An 18,361-nucleotide genomic window follows, 5' to 3' on the forward strand; every position below is an offset into this window, starting at 1 on the left:
CATCTTTGTCAAAGTTTTAAACTTTGACAAAGATTGGCGGTTATTTTGTAAAATATTATATTCGTACTCTTCAAAAACAAATATAAAACCAGAAGAAAGTAAATTTAAAAAATGGAGAATATCACAGTAATCATCATGTTGTTATTCGGGGTTGCATTCCTGAGTCTTTTAAGTAAAAGGTATAATTTCCCGGTTCCTATTGTATTGGTTCTTTGTGGTGTTACAATTAGTATTATTCCAGGGCTTCCGGTTATTGCATTAAATCCCGAAGTCGTTTTTATTATATTCTTACCGCCGCTTTTGTATCATGCCGCATGGTATACAAGCTGGTCTGAGTTTAAACAAACCATTCGACCCATAACACTTGCGGCTGTTGGGCTGGTTCTTTTTACAACAGTTTCTGTTGCAGTAGCCGTACATTATCTTATTGATGATATTTCCTGGCCGTTGGCTTTTTTACTGGGCGCTATTGTTTCGCCTCCCGACGCTGTTTCGGCGACAGCCATAACAAAAGGACTGGGCTTGTATCCACGCCTTATTGCGATCTTAGAAGGCGAAAGTTTGCTGAATGATGCAAGCGGACTTGTAGCTTACAAATACGCTCTTGCAGCTATTACAGCGGGTAATTTTGTGCTTTGGCAGGCAGGATTAAATTTCTTTATCATGTCGACATTAGGAATCGCCATTGGTTTAGTTGTAGGGTATGCGATGAGTATCATTCATAAAAGGTTTGTGTGCGACGATGTTATCGAGGCTACCTTAACACTTTTAACGCCTTTTGCTTCTTATTTAATAGCAGAACATTTTGAATGTTCGGGAGTTTTGGCGGTTGTAACTACCGGTTTGTTTCTTTCGGCCAGATCAGGAACTATTTTTACGCACGAAAGCCGTATTATGACCAATACAATCTGGAGCGTGCTTACGAATATTCTAAACGGATTAATTTTCATTTTAATCGGACTTCAATTACGTCAGATTATTTCGGGAATTGGCGATTATTCTGGTCTGTCATTGTTTATTTGGGGAGCTTCTGTGAGTGCCGTGGTTATTCTGGTCCGCTTTTTATGGGTGGTTCCGGCAACATTGGTTCCAAGATTTCTCAGTAAAAAAATCAGGCAAAAAGAAGAATTCGATTATCGCAATATGATTATTTTCGGTTGGTCCGGAATGCGTGGCGTTGTATCGATGGCGGCTGCATTGGCGCTTCCGTTAACAATTAATAATGATAGTGAGGCATTTCCGTTGCGAAACCTTATTATTTATCTGGTTTTTTGTGTAATACTTTCGACTTTGGTAATTCAGGGATTGACACTTCCGTGGGTAATTAAAAAATTAAAAATTGAGCGTTATTCTATTTTAGCTGAAGAGTATGAAATTCGAAATAGTATTGTTTCTCAAACTATTACACATATCGAAGATAATTTTTCTTTATTGAATGATGATTTGCTTCATAATATCAAGAGCAAATACGAAGTAAAATTCAATCGCCTGCAAAAAACAGAACTTCCAGCGAATTTCTTCGGAAAAGGAAATGTAATGGGAGGGCAGATTTTTAACGATTTTACCAAATTACAAATCGATTTGCTGAATGTGGAACGTGCAAAACTGGAAACAATGCATAAATCAGGTTCTGTGAACGAGGAAATTTTCAGGAAAATAGAAAAAGAACTTGATTTGGAAGAAACGCGTTTGTGGATGGAAATGTATGAGGAATAGGGGTTAGGTTTAACCGCAAAGAACGCAAAGATTTTACACAAGGTTCGCTAAGTTTTTTATTCACTATAAATATTTTACCACAAAGTGAAAGAGGGGAAAAACACAAAGTTCGCAAAGCTTTTTCAATAACTAGCTTTGCGAACTTTGCTTTGTTTTATTAGATAAATCTTTGCGTTCTTTGCGGTTAAATAAACGTAAAGTGATTAACCTTGACGAACCAAAGGAATAACTTTTGTTCCGATGAATTCTATGGCGCTCATTAATTGATTGTGTGTAAGTCCTGCGTTATCCATTTGAAACGTAAATCTCGAAATACCTCCAAGCGATTCGCTATGAGTCAAAATTTTCTCGGCAACACGTTCCGGACTTCCCACAACTAAAACGCCTTTATCGTCAATTAAGCCATCAAATTTATCTTTTGTTACAGGTGGCCAGCCGCGTTCCAGTCCTAATTTTGTCCAAAGTTCAGCATAACCCGGATAATATTTTTCGATTGCTTTTTCGGTAGATCCCGAAACATAACCCGGAGAATGCAAACCTACTTTTAATTCTTCCGGTTTATAACCTGCTGCTTTTCCGGCTTCACGATATAAATCGATCAACGGACGAAAACGATACGTTTGTCCGCCAATAACGGCCACCATTAAAGGCAAACCAAGCGATCCCGCACGTACAAAAGATTCCGGAGTTCCGCCAACGCCAAGCCATATTGGTAATTTTTCCTGTAAGGCTCTCGGGTAAACAGGTAAGTTATTTATTGCCGGACGAAACTTTCCTGACCAGCTTACAAATTCATTGTCACGAATTTGTAATAACAACTCTAATTTCTCTTTAAAAAGTGCATCATAATCATTTAGATTAAATCCGAAAAGGGGATAAGCTTCAATAGAAGATCCGCGGCCTACGACGATTTCAGCTCTTCCTTTTGAAACCAAATCCAAAGTAGCAAATTCCTGATAAACCCTAACCGGATCTGCAGCGCTTAAAACACTTACAGCACTTGCCAATCGTATGTTTTTTGTTCGGGCAGCAGCTGCACTCAATATTACAGCTGTAGCCGAATCTAAAAATTCTTTTTTATGATGTTCTCCAATTCCAAAAACATCAAGGCCCACCTGATCGGCAAGCTCAATTCTTTGAAGCAATTGCTCCATAGCATCAACACTACTAAGCGTATTATTTTCGCCATACATTGCCGAAGCAAAACTGTCTATTCCTATTTCTATCATTTAGTAAAGATATTAAATTCTGTTTTAAACACGAATTTCACTAATTAACACAAATTTAAATTAGTGAAAATTAGTGAAATTTGTGTTTTATAAATGCTACTGTTTCACAATATGAATAGCTTTACTGCTTTCATTATTTTTAATGAAATATACTCCAGAAGCCTGATCAGAGATGTTAATCAGATTTCCTTTTCCTTCCTGAATTTTAGCTCCCGAAGAGGAATAAATTTTCCATTCCATTTCCTTTGAAAGATGATAAACTCCTGTTGAAGGATTCGGGAAAACGATTACTTTTTTTGAATCTTCTGATGGGAAATCAACATCAAGAGTACAACTATGAACCATATAAGTAATCTCTTTTTTGTTATTTCCTGCTGTATTAGTCACGGTTAAAGAAACGGTTTTGTCGCCTTCTGTGCCATATAATACAGTATGTGGGCCAACTCCGGTTGCGGTTGTTGGTGTTGCATTTTCGCCAAAATTCCAGAGATAAGTATCCACTGTACCAATCGAAACAGAGGTAAAAGTAACCGCACTATTGATACATCCCATTGATTGATTAACTTCAAAATCAGCAACCGGAGTTGTTGCATTTCCTGATAATGAAAATTCCATTTTGTTCACGTTAACGTCGGCTTCATCAAACCAAAGCGCGATCACATGAACGCCCTGAGTTAACGGAATATTTGGAATCGTAATCGTTTGCCAGGCTTGAAAACCGGTTGTATTAGGAACCGCAAATCGACCGGAAACATTTACACCATCAACCTCAATGTGAAGTGCTTTATTATTGTATGGTGTTGCAACTCTTAGTTTTACATCATAATTACCTGTTGTATTCACTTTTGCGGTGTATTTAAGCCATTCGTTTTTAGCTACATACGAAATATTAAATCCGCCTTCGTTACAAACTTCGGTTCCTACGCCGTCTCCTGCTCTGTAAGCCATGTCTCCACCGCCATTACTGTCAAAAAAAGCAGAAGGTCCAATATCATAGTTTTCAGCTTCAATAAGTCCTGGAATTTGTGCAATTAATCCTTGGTATGGTGCAGAAGGAAGCGCTGTTGCTGTATAAAATGCGGTATAAGTTATGGTTCCCGTTACTGGTGCCTGAAAAGTCTGGTTTACAGTTCCGCCCTGACTCCAATGGTCAAAATCATATCTAATATTACCAACATATTGTGGAGTTGGTGCATTAAGCGTTTGTAGTTTTGCATTGGCTACAACTTGTTTGGTCGAAGGTGCAGTAACCGATTTTTGATTGAATTCTAAATTAAGTAATGCTGGAGAACTTGTTACGGTAACATCAACCAAATTGGGTTTTATGTCAACAAATTTTGTTGCGATTAAGCCGTTGCTGTCGGTTACTTTTACCGTAAATCGGTACCAGACATTTGGCGTTTTTTCACCTTGATTAGATGCCACAAAAGTTCCTGATTTCACCCCTTGCGGGCTTGCACCGGGATGTGAATGTCCGGCTCCGGGAATATCTTCGTGAAAAAGATCCATACTCCATGAAAATGCACTTGCAGGCAATACGCCATCTTCTATATCTGTTGCTGTAGCTTCAAAACTAACAACGTCATCAGCATTCCATTTTAGGGTGGCTAACGGAAATTTAAGATCTACGGTTGGTGTATTACTAAACGGTGTTACCGTAAGTGTTGCCGGATTACTCGTTACGTTTCCTGCAGTATTAGTTACAATAACTTTGTATTGTCCTGCATTTGCATTGGTTACATTTGCAATCGTATAACTGGCAGCCGTTGCTCCGTTGATGTTTACATTATTAAATTGCCATTGATAGGTTTGTCCCACGCCGCTTGCCGTAACATTAAAAGTTACAGGATACGTTTCCATTATGGTTTGCGATTGCGGATGATTGACAATTGTTGGTGCTGCCGTTTCGATATAATCCAGTTTGATTAAAGAACCGTTGTTTCCGTAAGCGCAGTAATAAATATAACCGTCGTTGCCTAACATCATTCCGAGTGCCTGTTGTTGTGGAGCTTCATAAAATTCGGTAGAAACAGGATCTGCAATGTTGGGATCAAAAGATCGAATAGCATTTCGAACAAAATCCTTAATAATAAATTTCCCCTGAAGATTCGGATATCTTGGCGTTGTCGGATTGTACAAAACACCATTTGTCAAAGCATTTCCAATACTTCCGGTGGCGTAGGTAAAAATGGGATTGGTAAACAAATTCGTTTCGGTTTGGTTACCGTCACCGCCTTGCGGATGTCCCCAGGCATAATTGCGAATCGTTGGATTGCTGATTTCGTTTATTTCTTCCCATGAAGTTCCAACATCCAAAACAAATAATTTATTGGCTGCTACATTTGGAACCAATCGCCACGGATTTCTAAAACCGTAAACCCAGATGCTTTGTCTTTGTATAGAACCGCTTCCGTAAAAAGGATTTCCGGGCGCAGGTAATCCGTTTTCTGTCAAACGTAAAATTTTTCCTTTATAAGTATCTAAATCCTGCGAGTTTGTATTTTGCTGACTATCACCAACAGTTACATACAAAAATCCGTTAAAGAATTTTAAATCTCCACCGTTGTGAAATCCGCCGCCAATAGGTTCCAGCAATAAAATTTCCTGTCTCCCTAAAACCTGATTGGCTGCATTGATTTGTATTCTTTCAATTCGGTGTCTGATTACACCTGCGTCATCAATAGAATAAAAAACGTAAATATAACCGTTTGTAGCAAAATCAGGATGAAGTGTAAGTCCAAGAAGTCCTTGTTCAGTATCTGTAACAGTAGTAACAGTAAAAACGGTTGAAACAGCATTGTTTTGAAAAACCTTGACGATTCCGCCTCTTTCAGCAATAAAAATCCGACCGTCTGAAGATTGTTCTAATGACAAACCTTCTTTAATAACCGCCGTAGGAGCGAGGGTTTCTGTAATGTACTGGCAATTTGCCTGCCATGAAATCAGTAAAAAGAAAGCATAAATGAATAGCGGCTTTAATTTTTTCATCTGATTTAATCTAAGATGTAAATTTTTTTTCATAAGTTATTTTTAGTAGATTGTGGTAAAGGGGCAATCAAAATTAACATTTTTTTTACTACTAAACTTATTTTTTGTTTGATAAAGTATTTTGCTAGTGAATAGATGTAAAAAGCTAGTAAGTAATGGTTTATCCTTAAATAATTGCAAAATTTATTATTTATTTTTAAGATTTTTAATAAATTTGATGTAAGAATTTCTATCCAATAACCATTATGGAAAAATTGAAACGCCCGGTTTATCTAAAACCTGGTACCGATGATTTTTTTAAAATGTTGCAACGAGAAGTGAGAGAAACAGTTTTGAAAAATTCATTTTTGTACCGATTGAATATCATTAAGTCTATTGGACTTTTAGTACTCTTTTTTTTATTTTACACCTGTATTCTGTTATTCGGTAACAGCCCGCCTTTACTTTATAGCTTTTATATTTTGTGCGGTATAAACATGATTGTACTTTTTATAAATGCATTTCACGATGCAGCGCACGGAGCACTATTTAAAAATCCAAAACATAACGAATGGTTTACTTACTCGTTAGAACTTTTTGGCAGTAATCATTGGCTTTGGATACGTCGCCATGTTGGTCTTCATCATGCGTATCCTAACGTTCCCGATTGGGATATTGATATTAAGCAAAGCGATATCATCAGGATTTTCCCCAATAGTCCGCTGTTCAATTACCATAAATATCAGCATATTTATATGTGGTTTATTTATCCGTTGTATAGCTTAAATTGGATTTATATTCGCGATTTTAAGGACTTTTTTGGAAAGAAAGACAATTATGTAAAGAAAGTAGTTGATCAGATTCCGAAAAAAGAAATCTATAAGTTATTCGCAGCAAAAGTATTCAATCTTATCTATTTGTTTTTTATTCCGATGATGGTTTTAAATCAGCCTTGGTACGTTGTTTTAGGCGCCTGGTTTTCCATGCATTTATGCGGAAGTATGCTTGGAGTTGTAGCACTCGTATCTACACATGTTGACGAAGACGCCCATTTTCCCGTAACAGATGATGAAGGAAATCTATCTGCGAGCTGGGCTTTGCATCAAATGATTGTAACCAAGGATTTTAGTACAGATAGTAAATTGGCTAACTTTTTATACGGCGGGTTCACGCATCATGTTGCACATCATCTTTTTCCGGGAGTTGGTCATACGTATTATCCTTATATTACGCCAATTATAAGGCGTTACGCTCAGGAATATGATCTTCCTTATACTTCTTATCCTTTTTACCATGCGGTGCGTTCTCACTTTAGAATGCTAAAAAATAAAGGTGTAAAAGAGAATATTCTAATGACAGGAGAAATATAAGCTCAAATTATAAAGACAATTGTTTACATTCTTCTTCCAGAATACCAAAAATAAGTGTGGGTGGTTTTTTCCATTTTTTAATAGTTTCATCTTTGAGTAAAGGATATTGCGAACTAAAACCGCCAATATCTCCTGAAGCTAAACCAATAATGATAGTGTTAATTTGGTGATGCCTAAGCACGTATGAACACATAATACACGGTTCATGTGTCGTGTACATAATACAATCTGAAAGATCCGGAGTTTGAAGCAGCTTTCTGGCATTTCGAACAGCTTCAATTTCAGAATGAAAAGTAATGTCCTTAAAGGTTTTTCCGCCTTCAATACCTTCACCAACAATTTCACCATTTAGCACCAAAACAGAACCAACCGGACTGTCGCCATTAAGTTTGGCCACTTTTGCAAGTTCAATGCATTTGTTCATGTAATATTCATGATTTTGATTTTTCCCTGGCTGCATACTACAAATTTAACCTAATATTCTAAACCTCACACACATTTTATCAATAAAATTTGTTTTTATGTAGTTAACTACGTAGTTTTGTATTGTAAAAAAAATAAAAGATATGAAACCGTTAATTATTCCCATCCAAAATGAATATTCAGAAGCTGCAATAGATTTAATATTAAACATTCAGCAGAAAGAATTTAATGTTCCGATTACCATAGAAGACCAGCCGGATTTACTAAATATAAAGGATTTTTATCATGCCGGAGGCGGAGGTTTTTGGGGCGCTTTTGTAAATGATGAATTGATAGGAACTATTGCTTTAATAAAGTTTGATGAAAAAGAAGCAGCCATTAGAAAAATGTTTGTAAAGAAAGAGTATCGCGGAAAAGAATTCTCGATTGCCCAAAAATTATTAGATACTTTAATTCAATATGCTAAAGAAAACGAAATCGATGACATATATTTGGGAACCATTTCTAAACTAGAAGCGGCTTTGCGTTTTTATGAGCGAAATCATTTTGTTGCCATCGAACAGGAATTGCTTCCGGAGAAATTTCCGTTAATGAAACCAGACCATGTTTTCCGTCATTTACCTTTAAAATAAGAAGAATGAATATAATAGATGAATCAGGAATTTTAGCCCTTTCAACGCGATTGCAGCGTTTGAGCGAGCAATTGCGTAAAGACGGAGCTTTGCTTTATAAAGAATACGGAATTGACTTTGAGCCGAAATGGTTTCCTGTAATCTATACATTATATCATAAAGAGGTTTTGAGCGTGGTTGAAATTGCCAACGAAATTGGTTACACACATCCTTCAACCATTAGTTTATTGAAAGAATTGGAAAAACAAAAACTGATTAAATCTAAAAAAGACAAAATTGACGAACGCAAAAGATTACTTCAGTTAACCCCAAAAGGGCAGGAGCTTATCGAAAAAATGAAACCCGTCTGGTCTGTAATGACAACTATTTTAAGTGATATTGCTGATAACCAAAACAACTTACTTCAGGCTATTAACGAAGCCGAAAACAAGATATTACACCAGAGTTTTTTGCAGCGGGCTTTGCAGTTGAAGAGTGAAGAATATAGAATAAAGAATAAAGAATAAAGAGTAAAGAGTAAAGAGTAAAGAGTAAAGAGTAAAGAGTAAAAGTGGATGAGTGAATTAGTTATTTTTAGAAAGTAATAAAAAAGTCCTTGAAAAAAATCCCAATATACAATCAAAGTCCCGAAGCCGTTGGCGGTATTTTTGTCGCCTATCATTCTGCTGAAGATTTAGCCCGTTTCGATGATAAATTAGAGGCGCATCGGGATGATTTTTTTATATTTTTTGTACTTACCAAAGGGCAGGCGGTCTTGAAATGTGATATGATTGATATCGAAATAAATCCTATTAATGTATTGATGATAAAACCGCTTCAAATTCATCACGGGCAGGATGGTTCAACAGATGCAGCGGGATATTATATAGGCGTAGCACCATTTCTTATTCCAAATAACTGTATTGAAATTTTTCAGAATCTAAAAATTGCAGAACAACTCAATACAATTGATCCGGCGTACCGGGAAGAACTTTTAGATACCATTGATTTATTGCATCGTTCGTTTAAAAGCTCGAATCCTAATAGAACACAGATCATTAACGGTCTTTTTAACGCCTTAGTTTATAATTTAGCGAATATATATTCAGGCTCAAAAAATGAGGTAAAGGAATTAAAAAACCAATCAGGATTAATTTATGCCAATTTTAAAAAGCTGCTTTCAGAAAATAGTTTTTTAGAAAGCCCCTCTTATTTTGCAAAGAAATTAAATATTACCACTTCACATTTAAATGATTGTGTAAAGGCTTCATCGGGAAAATCGGTTACGTACTGGCTGCAAAATGCTATGATTACCGAAGCACAAAGATTATTGTATTACACTGAAAACGAAGTCAAAGAAATAGCTTTTATGTTAGGATTCGAAGATCATACTTACTTTTCAAGGTTATTTAAGAAAATTACGGGCGTAACGCCACTTGCTTTTCGGAAAAAATTCCGTGAATAGTCCAATCATCTCCATTTCTTATGCAATGTGTTTTTAATGTTTTAGCTTCAATTTTGAATTGAAATTTAAAACATAAAAATTATGAATTCTATGCCCAAAATTATTGGTGATTTTATGGAAGTAGCTTTTAGCAATAAAATTTGCAAAGTAAAAGTTACTACAGTAGAAATGCCAAGTCCTAATATAAAAATAATTGCATTCAAAGGTGTTTTTCCTCATGTAAAATTTAAAATCGGGCAAGCAATTGTCATCAGAATTGATGAAACCAATTACCGAAATTACACGCCAAGCAAATGGAATAGCGAAGCTGGAACTTTCGAAGTGATTTTTCATATTCATAACAATGGTCCGGGAAGTGAATGCATTAAAAACTTACAACCAAATGACCAGATAACGGTTGGTTTACCGAGAGGTTTTACTGTTTTTAATGCAGCGGCTAAATATCATTTCTTTTTTGGAGATGAAACCTGTATCAGTGTTTTTAATAGTATGAAAGACGAAATTAACCGCTCTGAAAATAACTATTTGGGCATTTTAGAATTAGATACAGAATCGACAGAAGTACCGAAAAAATTAGGACTCATTACAGACCTCGTGCAAAAATCAGTAAACAAAGCAGAATTTGCCATACAATCGCTTCACAACTTAGACACTGAAATTTGGAACTTATGGAAAGACGGTCAATTTTATTTGTTGGGAAATGCGAAATCGATTCAGGCTTTTAGAAAAGCGTTAAGAGAAAAAGGTGTTTTGAACAAGAATATTTATACCCAGCCGTATTGGGCAGAAGGGAAGATTGGGCTTTAATTTTGATAGCTTTGTCAAAGTTTTAAACTTTGACAAAGCTCTGTGTTTAAATATTTTTTTCAAAATAAATTGCGTAACTAAAAAGTTACCTATATATTTGTGTAACTTAAAAGTTACTTATTATGGAAAGAAGCATCAAACATCAGTATTTCTTTGCCCATTCTCCTGAAAAGGTTTGGCAATATTTAACCAATTCCGATTTAATGGAACTTTGGTTAATGAAAAACAACTTTCAACCCGTTGTAGGAACTGATTTTCAGTTCAGAATCAATCCGATTGAGAGTTTAAATTTTGACGGTATTTTTTACTGTACTTTATTGGAAATGGAGCCTTTTAAAAAACTTTCGTATTCGTGGAAAGCAGGTCCGGGAGAAGGGAAGATTACACTGGATTCTGTCGTAATCTGGAAACTGGAACCAACAGCAGAAGGCACAAATGTTTTCCTGGAACATAATGGTTTTGCCAAAGAAGAAAATCTTGGTTTTTTCGATGGTTTCAATCATGGATGGGTGGAAAAATTCGAAAAAATTGCCAACTTAATAAACGCATAAAATGGCTGTACCAACTCTTGATGCATTTCAGGTCATTGGAGATCCCAGCAGAAGAAAAATGTTGCTTTTGCTTTGCGAAGACCGTCTGACAATCAACTCACTTGCTGATCATTTTGATATGAGCCGTCCCGCGGTTTCAAAACACATTAAAATCCTGAATAATGCGGGTTTTATTGCGATAGAAGACAGTGGGCGTGAACGTTATTGCAGTCTGAAAAAAGACGGTTTTGAAGAACTAAAAACCTGGATTTCGTACTTTGATCAATTCTGGAATTCTAAACTGAAAAAGTTAGAATCGTTGATGGATGATACTAAATTGCCGAATTAGAGCAACTATAACATGTTACCGCAGTGTTCGCAAAACTATATTCATATAGCTTTGCGAACTCTGTGTTTATTAAAAACCTCCAATTAAAAAATTCTTAGCGATCTTTTGCGTAAATCTTAGCGAACTCTGTGGTAAAACGCCACGGTTTATAAATTTAAATTGATATTTACTTATCTTTATAAAATAAAATTATAAGCAATGACCATTCAGCAATTAAAATATATCGTAGCCCTAGACGAAGAACGCCATTTTGCAAGAGCCGCCGAAGTGTGTATGGTAACACAACCCGGACTTACGATTCAGTTAAAAAATCTCGAAGAAGAAATCGGAATCAAGATTTTTGATCGCAATAAAGTTCCGCTTACGCCAACATTACTAGGAATAGAAATAATCAATAAAGCCAAAAAGATTCTCCGTGAAGCCGATGAAATCCGCGATTTTGTGGTGAATGAAAAAAATCTGTTGGAAGGAGAATTGAAGCTTGGTATTATTTCGACTTTATCGCCGTATCTGATTCCGTTGTTTATTAATGCGATGAGAGAAGCGACGCCAAAAGTACGTTTCATCATTCGGGAATCTAATACGGGACAATTGATGAAAGATTTAGAAACCGGTGCGATTGATGTTGCGATTATGGCAACGCCAACCGGAAACCCGAATTTAATAGAACATCCTATTTTTAAAGAGCCATTTGTAGCCTATTTGAATGAAACGCATCCAATGGCAAACAATGATTTTTATGAATTACAGCCTGGAGATAAAACTGAATTGCTGTTGCTTCATCACGAATTCTGCTACAATGCACAGCTTTTAGACATTTGTGGATTAAAAAATTCAGATAAAATAAAAGAGCAGTTTACGTACGACATCAGTTCGATCGAAACCTTAAAAAATCTGGTTCGCGCACAATTGGGTTTTGCGATTATTCCACAGCTTTCGGTTATGAATGAATCGGCAAGCGGACTTTTTAAACCCTTTAAAGAACCCATTCCGGTAAGGGAAATCAGTTTGGTAGTTTCAGATTCATTCTCAAAGAAATTGCTCTTAGAAAAAATGAACGAAGCCATTTGGAATTGCCTTCCGGATTCCCTCAAAAAAGATTTCGCTTATCGAAAAATACGCTGGAATGACTCGCCTTATTTTGTGAAAGAAGTCAGCAAATTTTCTTAAAATTCCAATATTTTAAAAGAAATTCCAAATAATAAAATTCCAAATTCCAAATCTGTTGCGATTGGAATTTGGAATTTATCCTATTGCACATTTTAGGCATCTTTGTCAAAGTTTAAAACTTTGACAAAGATTTTAGGTCACAATAACCTCAATTTAAAACTCCTAGTTTGGAATTTGGAATTTTATCCCGACGCTTCGGGATTGGAATTTAATTTTTCGAAGCCTCAATAATCACATTCGCCACTTTTACCGGCTGAGACATAAAAACCACGTGACTTCCTTTTATCTCTGTAATTTTTGTGTTAGAACGTTTGTACATCGCGCGTTCGATATCAGGATTGATGCTTTTGTCTTCTGTAGCAACAATTCCGTAAGAAGGTTTGTCTCTCCAGGCTGCTTTTGTAACAGGAGTTAAAAAACCTTTTGCATGAAAAGCACCTTGCGAAGCGTACATAAACTCAGCTTGTTCTTTGCTGATATCGGCTGCAAAACCTGCGTGGTATTTCGCTTTATCGTAATATACAATTCCTTTTTCGTCTACAGGCAACACACCATTTTCAGGAGCAGGAGGCGCAGTTTGAAGCCATTGTACAGTAGTTTCTCCGTTATCAGGCTGTAAAGCTGCGATGTAAACCAATGCGGCTACTTTTGGGTGATTTCCAGCTTCAGTAATTACAGTTCCGCCCCAAGAATGTCCAACCAAAACAGTTGGCCCGTCTTGTTTGTCAAGCGCTAAGTTTGTTGCAGCAACATCATCTTCCAAAGAGCTCAACGGATTTTGAACGATAGTAACATTGTATCCTTTTTTAGTCAAAACTTCGTAAAGTGCTCTGTATCCGGAACCGTCTGCAAAAGCGCCGTGAACCAATACTACGTTTTTAATTTGTGGAGCGACAGTTTTAGCCTGCGCATTAACATTTACAGCAGTAAACAATAAACTTAAGATCAAAGCGGCGAACATGAAATAACGATTCAATTGTTCTTTTATATATAGTGTTTTCATAATTATAGATTTTTTAAAATTGATATTGATATTGATTTTTGCAATTGATATTGAAATTTAATTTAAAGTAACAGATAACGTAATTTCAGTATTCAACAATTTTGAGATTGGACAAATTTCTTTTGCTTTTTGAGCAGTTTGCTGAAAATCTTCTGCAGAAATTCCAGGTACTTTTCCGGTCAGTTCTAATTGAATTAAAGTGATGGTTCCGTCTTCGAAAGTAACTTTTGCTACGGTATCTAAATCTTCCGGAACAAAACCGGCTTCAGATAGTAAAAAACTCAATTGCATGGTAAAACAGCCAGAATGTGCCGCTGCGATTAATTCTTCAGGATTTGTTCCTACACCTTGCTCAAAACGGGTTTTGAATGATAATTGTGCTTCGTTAAGTGTTGTACTTTGTGTACTAATGGTTCCTTTTCCTTCCATTCCTGTACCTTTCCAGTTTGCGTTTGCTCTTCTTGTAAATTTCATGATTTCTATTTTTTAAAGTTGTTTTTAATTATTTCAAATCAGTTATTTGATTTTGATGAAGCAAAGGTATGGGGAAGGTGTTTATAAATCAAATTAATAATTTTTTAGGGTTATTAAATTTGTTTATAATGATTGAAATTAAGGATATAATCTTGTGATTTATAGAATAAAAAAACGCAAAAGTCCCTGACTTTTGCGCAATTTTAAGTTAAATATATCTGAAATAAATGGATAGCTATAAGTTATTTTACTCATTCATTTTATTATAAATCTTTTTCATCATCATTTCTTTTACTAAATCCCCAAAAGATTTATCTTCAAGGATTTTTTCAAAAATGTCTTGATTTTGCTCCATTCGATCAATAAGTTTTGTTACAAACAAGTCCTCAAAAGCGTATTTAAAAGTGTCAAGTTTGTTGACTTTGGCTTGAATTTGCAAGGTTTCGTCTAAGAGTAATTCAGCTTCTATTTGATCGAAAAATAATTTATCGGCTTCTTCAAATTCAGTCCCAAAACGGTTATTTAATATTGTTATAATTTCGGATAGCAAGGCTTCGTCTTCTTTTTCTTTTTTTAAGCCTGCTTCTGTAACACCACTAAGTTCACCTTGTTCACCTTTTATTAAATCTATGGAGCCTTCTTTTATTTTTTCAAGTCTATAATATTCTAAAGCTATTTCATCTCCTAATTCTAAGGACTCTGTTAAATCTTTTTTAGGTAAACGTATTTGTAAAAGTTTTGCATAGGCGTAAAACTTCTCAAAATCTTGGTCTGTAAATGGCATTATTTGAGATAAAAAAGCATAAAGATTTGTCCATGAACGTAGTCCTTTTTTGAACTCATCTTTTTTTTCTTCCTCTTTTATTTCTTTAAATCTTTCAATGGCTGGATCTGTAAAACTATATAAATATTTTTGTTCTTTGGCATTATTTATCTTTGTGGTTGGATTGAAATAAACATTAGCAAATGCATTTATGTCATTGTCCCAATACACTAAAAATTGGTCTAATCTATTTTTTAAATCGTATAAATGGTTTACATCTGTTTCTTCTGTTACAGATGTTGTTTCATAGTAAGGTTGGAATGAATCTAAGATAGTTTGTCTATCATTAGCAAAATCTAATACGAATGTATCTTCTTTACCAGGACAGATTCTGTTTAATCTTGATAAGGTCTGCACTGCTTTTACTCCTGAAAGTTTTTTGTCAACATACATAGTATGTAATAGTGGTTGGTCAAAACCAGTTTGATATTTATCAGCTACAATTAGAATTTTATAATCATCCTTGTCAAAAACTTCTGGCAATTCTTTTTCTCCATAGCCTGTCAATTCAGGTTCTGAAACTCCTTCAGGAAAATTTTCATCAACTACTTTACCCGAAAACGCAACCAATACTTTTATTTCGTTTTCATAGCTTTTTTCTTGAATGTAATTATCGAATTCTTCAAAATACCTTTTGGCGTGTAATCTTGAACCACATACTACCATTGCTTTTGCTTTTCCACCGATTTTTTTTGCAACAACTTGTCGAAAATGCTCAATTATTACTTCTGTTTTTTGAGCTAAATTATGTGGATGTAAAGACACATATTTACCAATAGCTTTAGATGCCTTTTTACTGTTTAATTTTGGATCGTCTTCTATCGACTTGGAAAGTTGGAAATACAATTCATAAGTAGTATAATTGTTTAGTACATTTAATATAAAACCTTCTTCAATTGCTTGACGCATTGCGTATAAATGGAAAGGTTGTGGTTCTCCGTTTGAATCCTTATGTCCAAAAACTTGAAGTGTTTTGTATTTGGGAGTTGCTGTAAAAGCAAAAAATGAAATGTTTGTTTGTTTACCTCTTGATGAAGCAGATCTTTCTACTTGTTCTCTAATATAATCATCTGTTGTATAATTATCATCTTCTTCTTTTTCAGGGTCCTCAAATGATTTTAAAGCTAATACTTCTTTTAGCTTTTTACTTGCTTCTCCACCTTGTGAACTATGAGCTTCATCAATTATAACAGCATATTTTCTTTCTGGTAACTCTTCAACTTTGTCAATTATATATGGAAATTTTTGCAAAGTTGTAATTATAATATTTGTTCCATAACTAATTGCACTTGCTAGTTGTGAACTATCTCTATCTATTTTTTGAACAACACCTGTTTTATGCTCAAATTGATAAATGGTATTTTGGAGTTGTTGGTCTAATACTTTTCGATCTGTAACCACAATAACGCTGTCAAATATTCTTTCATCTGCTTCGTTATGCAAGCTAGATAATCGATAAGCTAACCATGCAATTGAATTACTTTTACCTGAACCTGCTGAATGCTGAATTAAATAATTTTTTCCTGCTCCATTTACTATTGCATCAAGTCCTATTTTTCTAACAGCATCTAATTGATGAAAACGCGGAAAAACAAGTTTTTCTTTTTTAAATATTTTTCCTTCAACCTCAATTTCTTCGGTTTGAAGGTGCACAAAACTTTGAATTATTTCTAACAAGCTATCTTTTGTTAAAATATCTTCCCACAAATATTGAGTTTTATATCCTTCTTTATTTGGAGGATTTCCTTTTCCTTTATTGTATCCCTTGTTAAATGGCAACCAATATGTTTTAATACCATCTAGTTTTGAAGTCATAAAAACTTCATCTTGATCAACAGCAAAATGAACCAAAGTTCTCTTTTTGAATGCAAATAACAACTCTCTATTGTCTCTTGTTGTGCTATATTGTTTTAAGGCATTCGTAATGTTTTGACCTGTGAATTGATTTTTTAATTCTAAAGTTGCTACTGGAATACCATTTAATGAAATAACTAAGTCTACCGAATTTGTATTCTGTTTACTAAAATAAACTTGACGATGAATCTTTAATTCATTTTTTTTATATATTTCTAAAGCCTCTGGATTTAAACCTGATACTGGTTTGAAAAATGCCATTTGAAAACGAACGCCATAATCTGTAAATCCATTACGTAATACATCTAAACTTCCTCTTAAATCAAGTTCTTTGTAAAGCCTTTGTAAAATTCTATTTACTACATCTTTTTCATGAATAGATACTAGTTTTTCCCACTTTTTTGGCTGAGAGCTTTGAAGAAAATCAATTATATCTCTTTTAAACAAACCAAGTTCAGGGACATATTCACTTGCATTGCCAAATTCATAACCACCATTTTCAATCAAATGGGTTACAATCGCAGTTTCAAAAGTATTTTCAGTTGTGATGCTCATTACTCTTCTTTATTTTCTATTTGCAACTGTTCTTCTTTAGATTGTTTTTCAATAAATTGATTAAAAGCAATATCTTTAAAAATCAATTTTAAATTCTGTTTTTTCTTTTCATTTACTGAACTATCAAGAAAACCATCGGGATAACACTCATTTATAAAATCTGTTTCAAGACCAAAAACCTCAGTTGAAATATTGGTTAGTTTAATAGGTAATTCAGTTTCGATAATTTCAAATGTATCTGGATCAAAATATCTTACAGATGGTTTTGTTTTTTCATTATATTCTCTTCCTTGAAAACAAGGTTTACCTTTAATAGAATGCCAGTAAGTGCCAAAAAATTCTGTTTTATTAGATTTATATATTTTTGCTATTTGAAGACTTCCTCCAACTCCAAGAATAGTGTTGTCAATTGCTACTTTTCTAAGAATTTGAAGTGGTTCCATATCTAATTTCATATGAAGCTTTTTTTCCTTAATTAAAAGATTTGTAAAGTCTTCATTTGCTTTTTCTTCAACGTCAATGTCTTTAGCTTCTCCTATAAAAACGTGAAAAATTGTTTTTTGATTATCTTCTGTTAATTCATTTGCTTCAAATTTTTCAATAGATGGGTCATATAAAATATACCATATTCTGAATTGTCCCTTTTCCCAATCCCATCCACCAAATAAAAATCTAGCTTCACCACGTATTGTATGCTTGTCGTCAACAAAATCTGAAATTGATTTAATTAAAGTTGAAAATAAATCTAAAATGTGGTCTTTTAAATCAACTAAAGTATAGGTTTTCTTAAAAAACAGATCTTCATAAGTTATTGAAGAAATGAGATTTAGGATGAGTGGATATGCTCTTGATGTAGATCCTGTGAAACACAACAGTGCATCTTTATTTGGAAGTTCAAATAATTTTATTCCTTTATCCCATTTTTCTCCACCCCCTCTTAACTCACTGTCTGTTGCAAAAACTAATTCTTCACTATCGTTTGCTTGACGTATCCATGCTGTACAAAGAGTCATAT

At 34.6% G+C, this 18,361-nt stretch carries 16 protein-coding genes; 9 read left to right on the top strand and 7 right to left on the bottom strand.

Features of this window, described 5'->3' with window-relative positions; translation table 11 throughout:
• The first annotated feature begins 111 nt into the window (after positions 1 to 111).
• Positions 112 to 1,716, top strand: a complete 1,605-nt coding sequence (locus tag AC4FQ3_RS01175) for a Na+/H+ antiporter (protein WP_491180550.1) — start codon at positions 112 to 114, stop codon at positions 1,714 to 1,716.
• A gap of 203 nt (positions 1,717 to 1,919) precedes the next feature.
• Here AC4FQ3_RS01175 and AC4FQ3_RS01180 read toward each other — a convergent pair whose 3' ends face one another.
• Both AC4FQ3_RS01180 and AC4FQ3_RS01185 read right to left on the bottom strand, forming a co-directional pair.
• Positions 1,920 to 2,942: an LLM class flavin-dependent oxidoreductase gene (locus AC4FQ3_RS01180; RefSeq protein WP_491181005.1), complete on the bottom strand. Its 1,023-nt coding sequence runs from the start codon at positions 2,940 to 2,942 to the stop codon at positions 1,920 to 1,922.
• Between the two features lie 99 nt (positions 2,943 to 3,041).
• Positions 3,042 to 5,966 carry a PQQ-dependent sugar dehydrogenase gene (locus AC4FQ3_RS01185; protein ID WP_491180551.1) on the bottom strand — a complete coding sequence of 975 codons (2,925 nt, stop codon included), beginning with the start codon at positions 5,964 to 5,966 and terminating at the stop codon, positions 3,042 to 3,044.
• Positions 5,967 to 6,178: 212 nt separating this feature from the next.
• Between AC4FQ3_RS01185 and AC4FQ3_RS01190 the strand changes: the two genes are divergently transcribed.
• Entirely contained in the window at positions 6,179 to 7,282 is a 1,104-nt protein-coding gene (locus tag AC4FQ3_RS01190) for a fatty acid desaturase family protein (protein ID WP_491180552.1), read from the top strand.
• 7 nt (positions 7,283 to 7,289) lie between these two features.
• Here AC4FQ3_RS01190 and AC4FQ3_RS01195 read toward each other — a convergent pair whose 3' ends face one another.
• Positions 7,290 to 7,742, bottom strand: coding sequence for a nucleoside deaminase (locus AC4FQ3_RS01195; RefSeq protein WP_491180553.1), 453 nt, complete (start codon positions 7,740 to 7,742; stop codon positions 7,290 to 7,292).
• Between the two features lie 106 nt (positions 7,743 to 7,848).
• Here AC4FQ3_RS01195 and AC4FQ3_RS01200 point away from each other — a divergent pair, with 106 nt between their 5' ends.
• From AC4FQ3_RS01200 to AC4FQ3_RS01230, 7 genes are all read left to right on the top strand, one after another.
• Positions 7,849 to 8,337, top strand: coding sequence for a GNAT family N-acetyltransferase (locus tag AC4FQ3_RS01200; protein ID WP_491180554.1), 489 nt, complete (start codon positions 7,849 to 7,851; stop codon positions 8,335 to 8,337).
• A 5-nt stretch (positions 8,338 to 8,342) separates the two neighbouring features.
• Complete coding sequence (locus AC4FQ3_RS01205) at positions 8,343 to 8,843, top strand: MarR family winged helix-turn-helix transcriptional regulator (RefSeq protein WP_491180555.1); 501 nt, start codon at positions 8,343 to 8,345, stop codon at positions 8,841 to 8,843.
• An 89-nt stretch (positions 8,844 to 8,932) separates the two neighbouring features.
• Entirely contained in the window at positions 8,933 to 9,781 is an 849-nt protein-coding gene (locus tag AC4FQ3_RS01210; RefSeq protein WP_491180556.1) for a helix-turn-helix domain-containing protein, read from the top strand.
• Between the two features lie 81 nt (positions 9,782 to 9,862).
• A complete protein-coding gene (locus AC4FQ3_RS01215) occupies positions 9,863 to 10,588 on the top strand; it encodes a siderophore-interacting protein (RefSeq protein WP_491180557.1) in 726 nt (241 codons plus the stop codon).
• Between the two features lie 122 nt (positions 10,589 to 10,710).
• Positions 10,711 to 11,139: an SRPBCC family protein gene (locus tag AC4FQ3_RS01220; protein ID WP_042564535.1), complete on the top strand. Its 429-nt coding sequence runs from the start codon at positions 10,711 to 10,713 to the stop codon at positions 11,137 to 11,139.
• Between the two features lies 1 nt (position 11,140).
• Entirely contained in the window at positions 11,141 to 11,467 is a 327-nt protein-coding gene (locus AC4FQ3_RS01225; RefSeq protein ID WP_318806122.1) for an ArsR/SmtB family transcription factor, read from the top strand.
• A 198-nt stretch (positions 11,468 to 11,665) separates the two neighbouring features.
• Positions 11,666 to 12,637, top strand: coding sequence for a hydrogen peroxide-inducible genes activator (locus AC4FQ3_RS01230; RefSeq protein WP_491180558.1), 972 nt, complete (start codon positions 11,666 to 11,668; stop codon positions 12,635 to 12,637).
• A gap of 208 nt (positions 12,638 to 12,845) precedes the next feature.
• Here AC4FQ3_RS01230 and AC4FQ3_RS01235 read toward each other — a convergent pair whose 3' ends face one another.
• The 4 genes from AC4FQ3_RS01235 to AC4FQ3_RS01250 all read right to left on the bottom strand — a co-directional run bounded on the left by AC4FQ3_RS01235 (position 12,846) and on the right by AC4FQ3_RS01250 (position 18,359).
• Positions 12,846 to 13,640, bottom strand: a complete 795-nt coding sequence (locus tag AC4FQ3_RS01235) for an alpha/beta hydrolase (RefSeq protein WP_491180559.1) — start codon at positions 13,638 to 13,640, stop codon at positions 12,846 to 12,848.
• Between the two features lie 57 nt (positions 13,641 to 13,697).
• Positions 13,698 to 14,114: an OsmC family protein gene (locus AC4FQ3_RS01240; protein ID WP_042564539.1), complete on the bottom strand. Its 417-nt coding sequence runs from the start codon at positions 14,112 to 14,114 to the stop codon at positions 13,698 to 13,700.
• A 247-nt stretch (positions 14,115 to 14,361) separates the two neighbouring features.
• Positions 14,362 to 17,346, bottom strand: coding sequence for a type I restriction endonuclease subunit R (locus tag AC4FQ3_RS01245; protein WP_491180560.1), 2,985 nt, complete (start codon positions 17,344 to 17,346; stop codon positions 14,362 to 14,364).
• The gene (locus tag AC4FQ3_RS01250; protein ID WP_491180561.1) at positions 17,346 to 18,359 is read right to left on the bottom strand and encodes a hypothetical protein; all 1,014 of its coding nucleotides are present in this window, start codon (positions 18,357 to 18,359) and stop codon (positions 17,346 to 17,348) included. Before AC4FQ3_RS01250 ends, AC4FQ3_RS01245 begins: the two co-directional genes overlap by 1 nt.
• Between the last annotated feature and the right edge of the window lie 2 nt (positions 18,360 to 18,361).

This window comes from Flavobacterium sp. AK-345, from assembly GCF_058310175.1.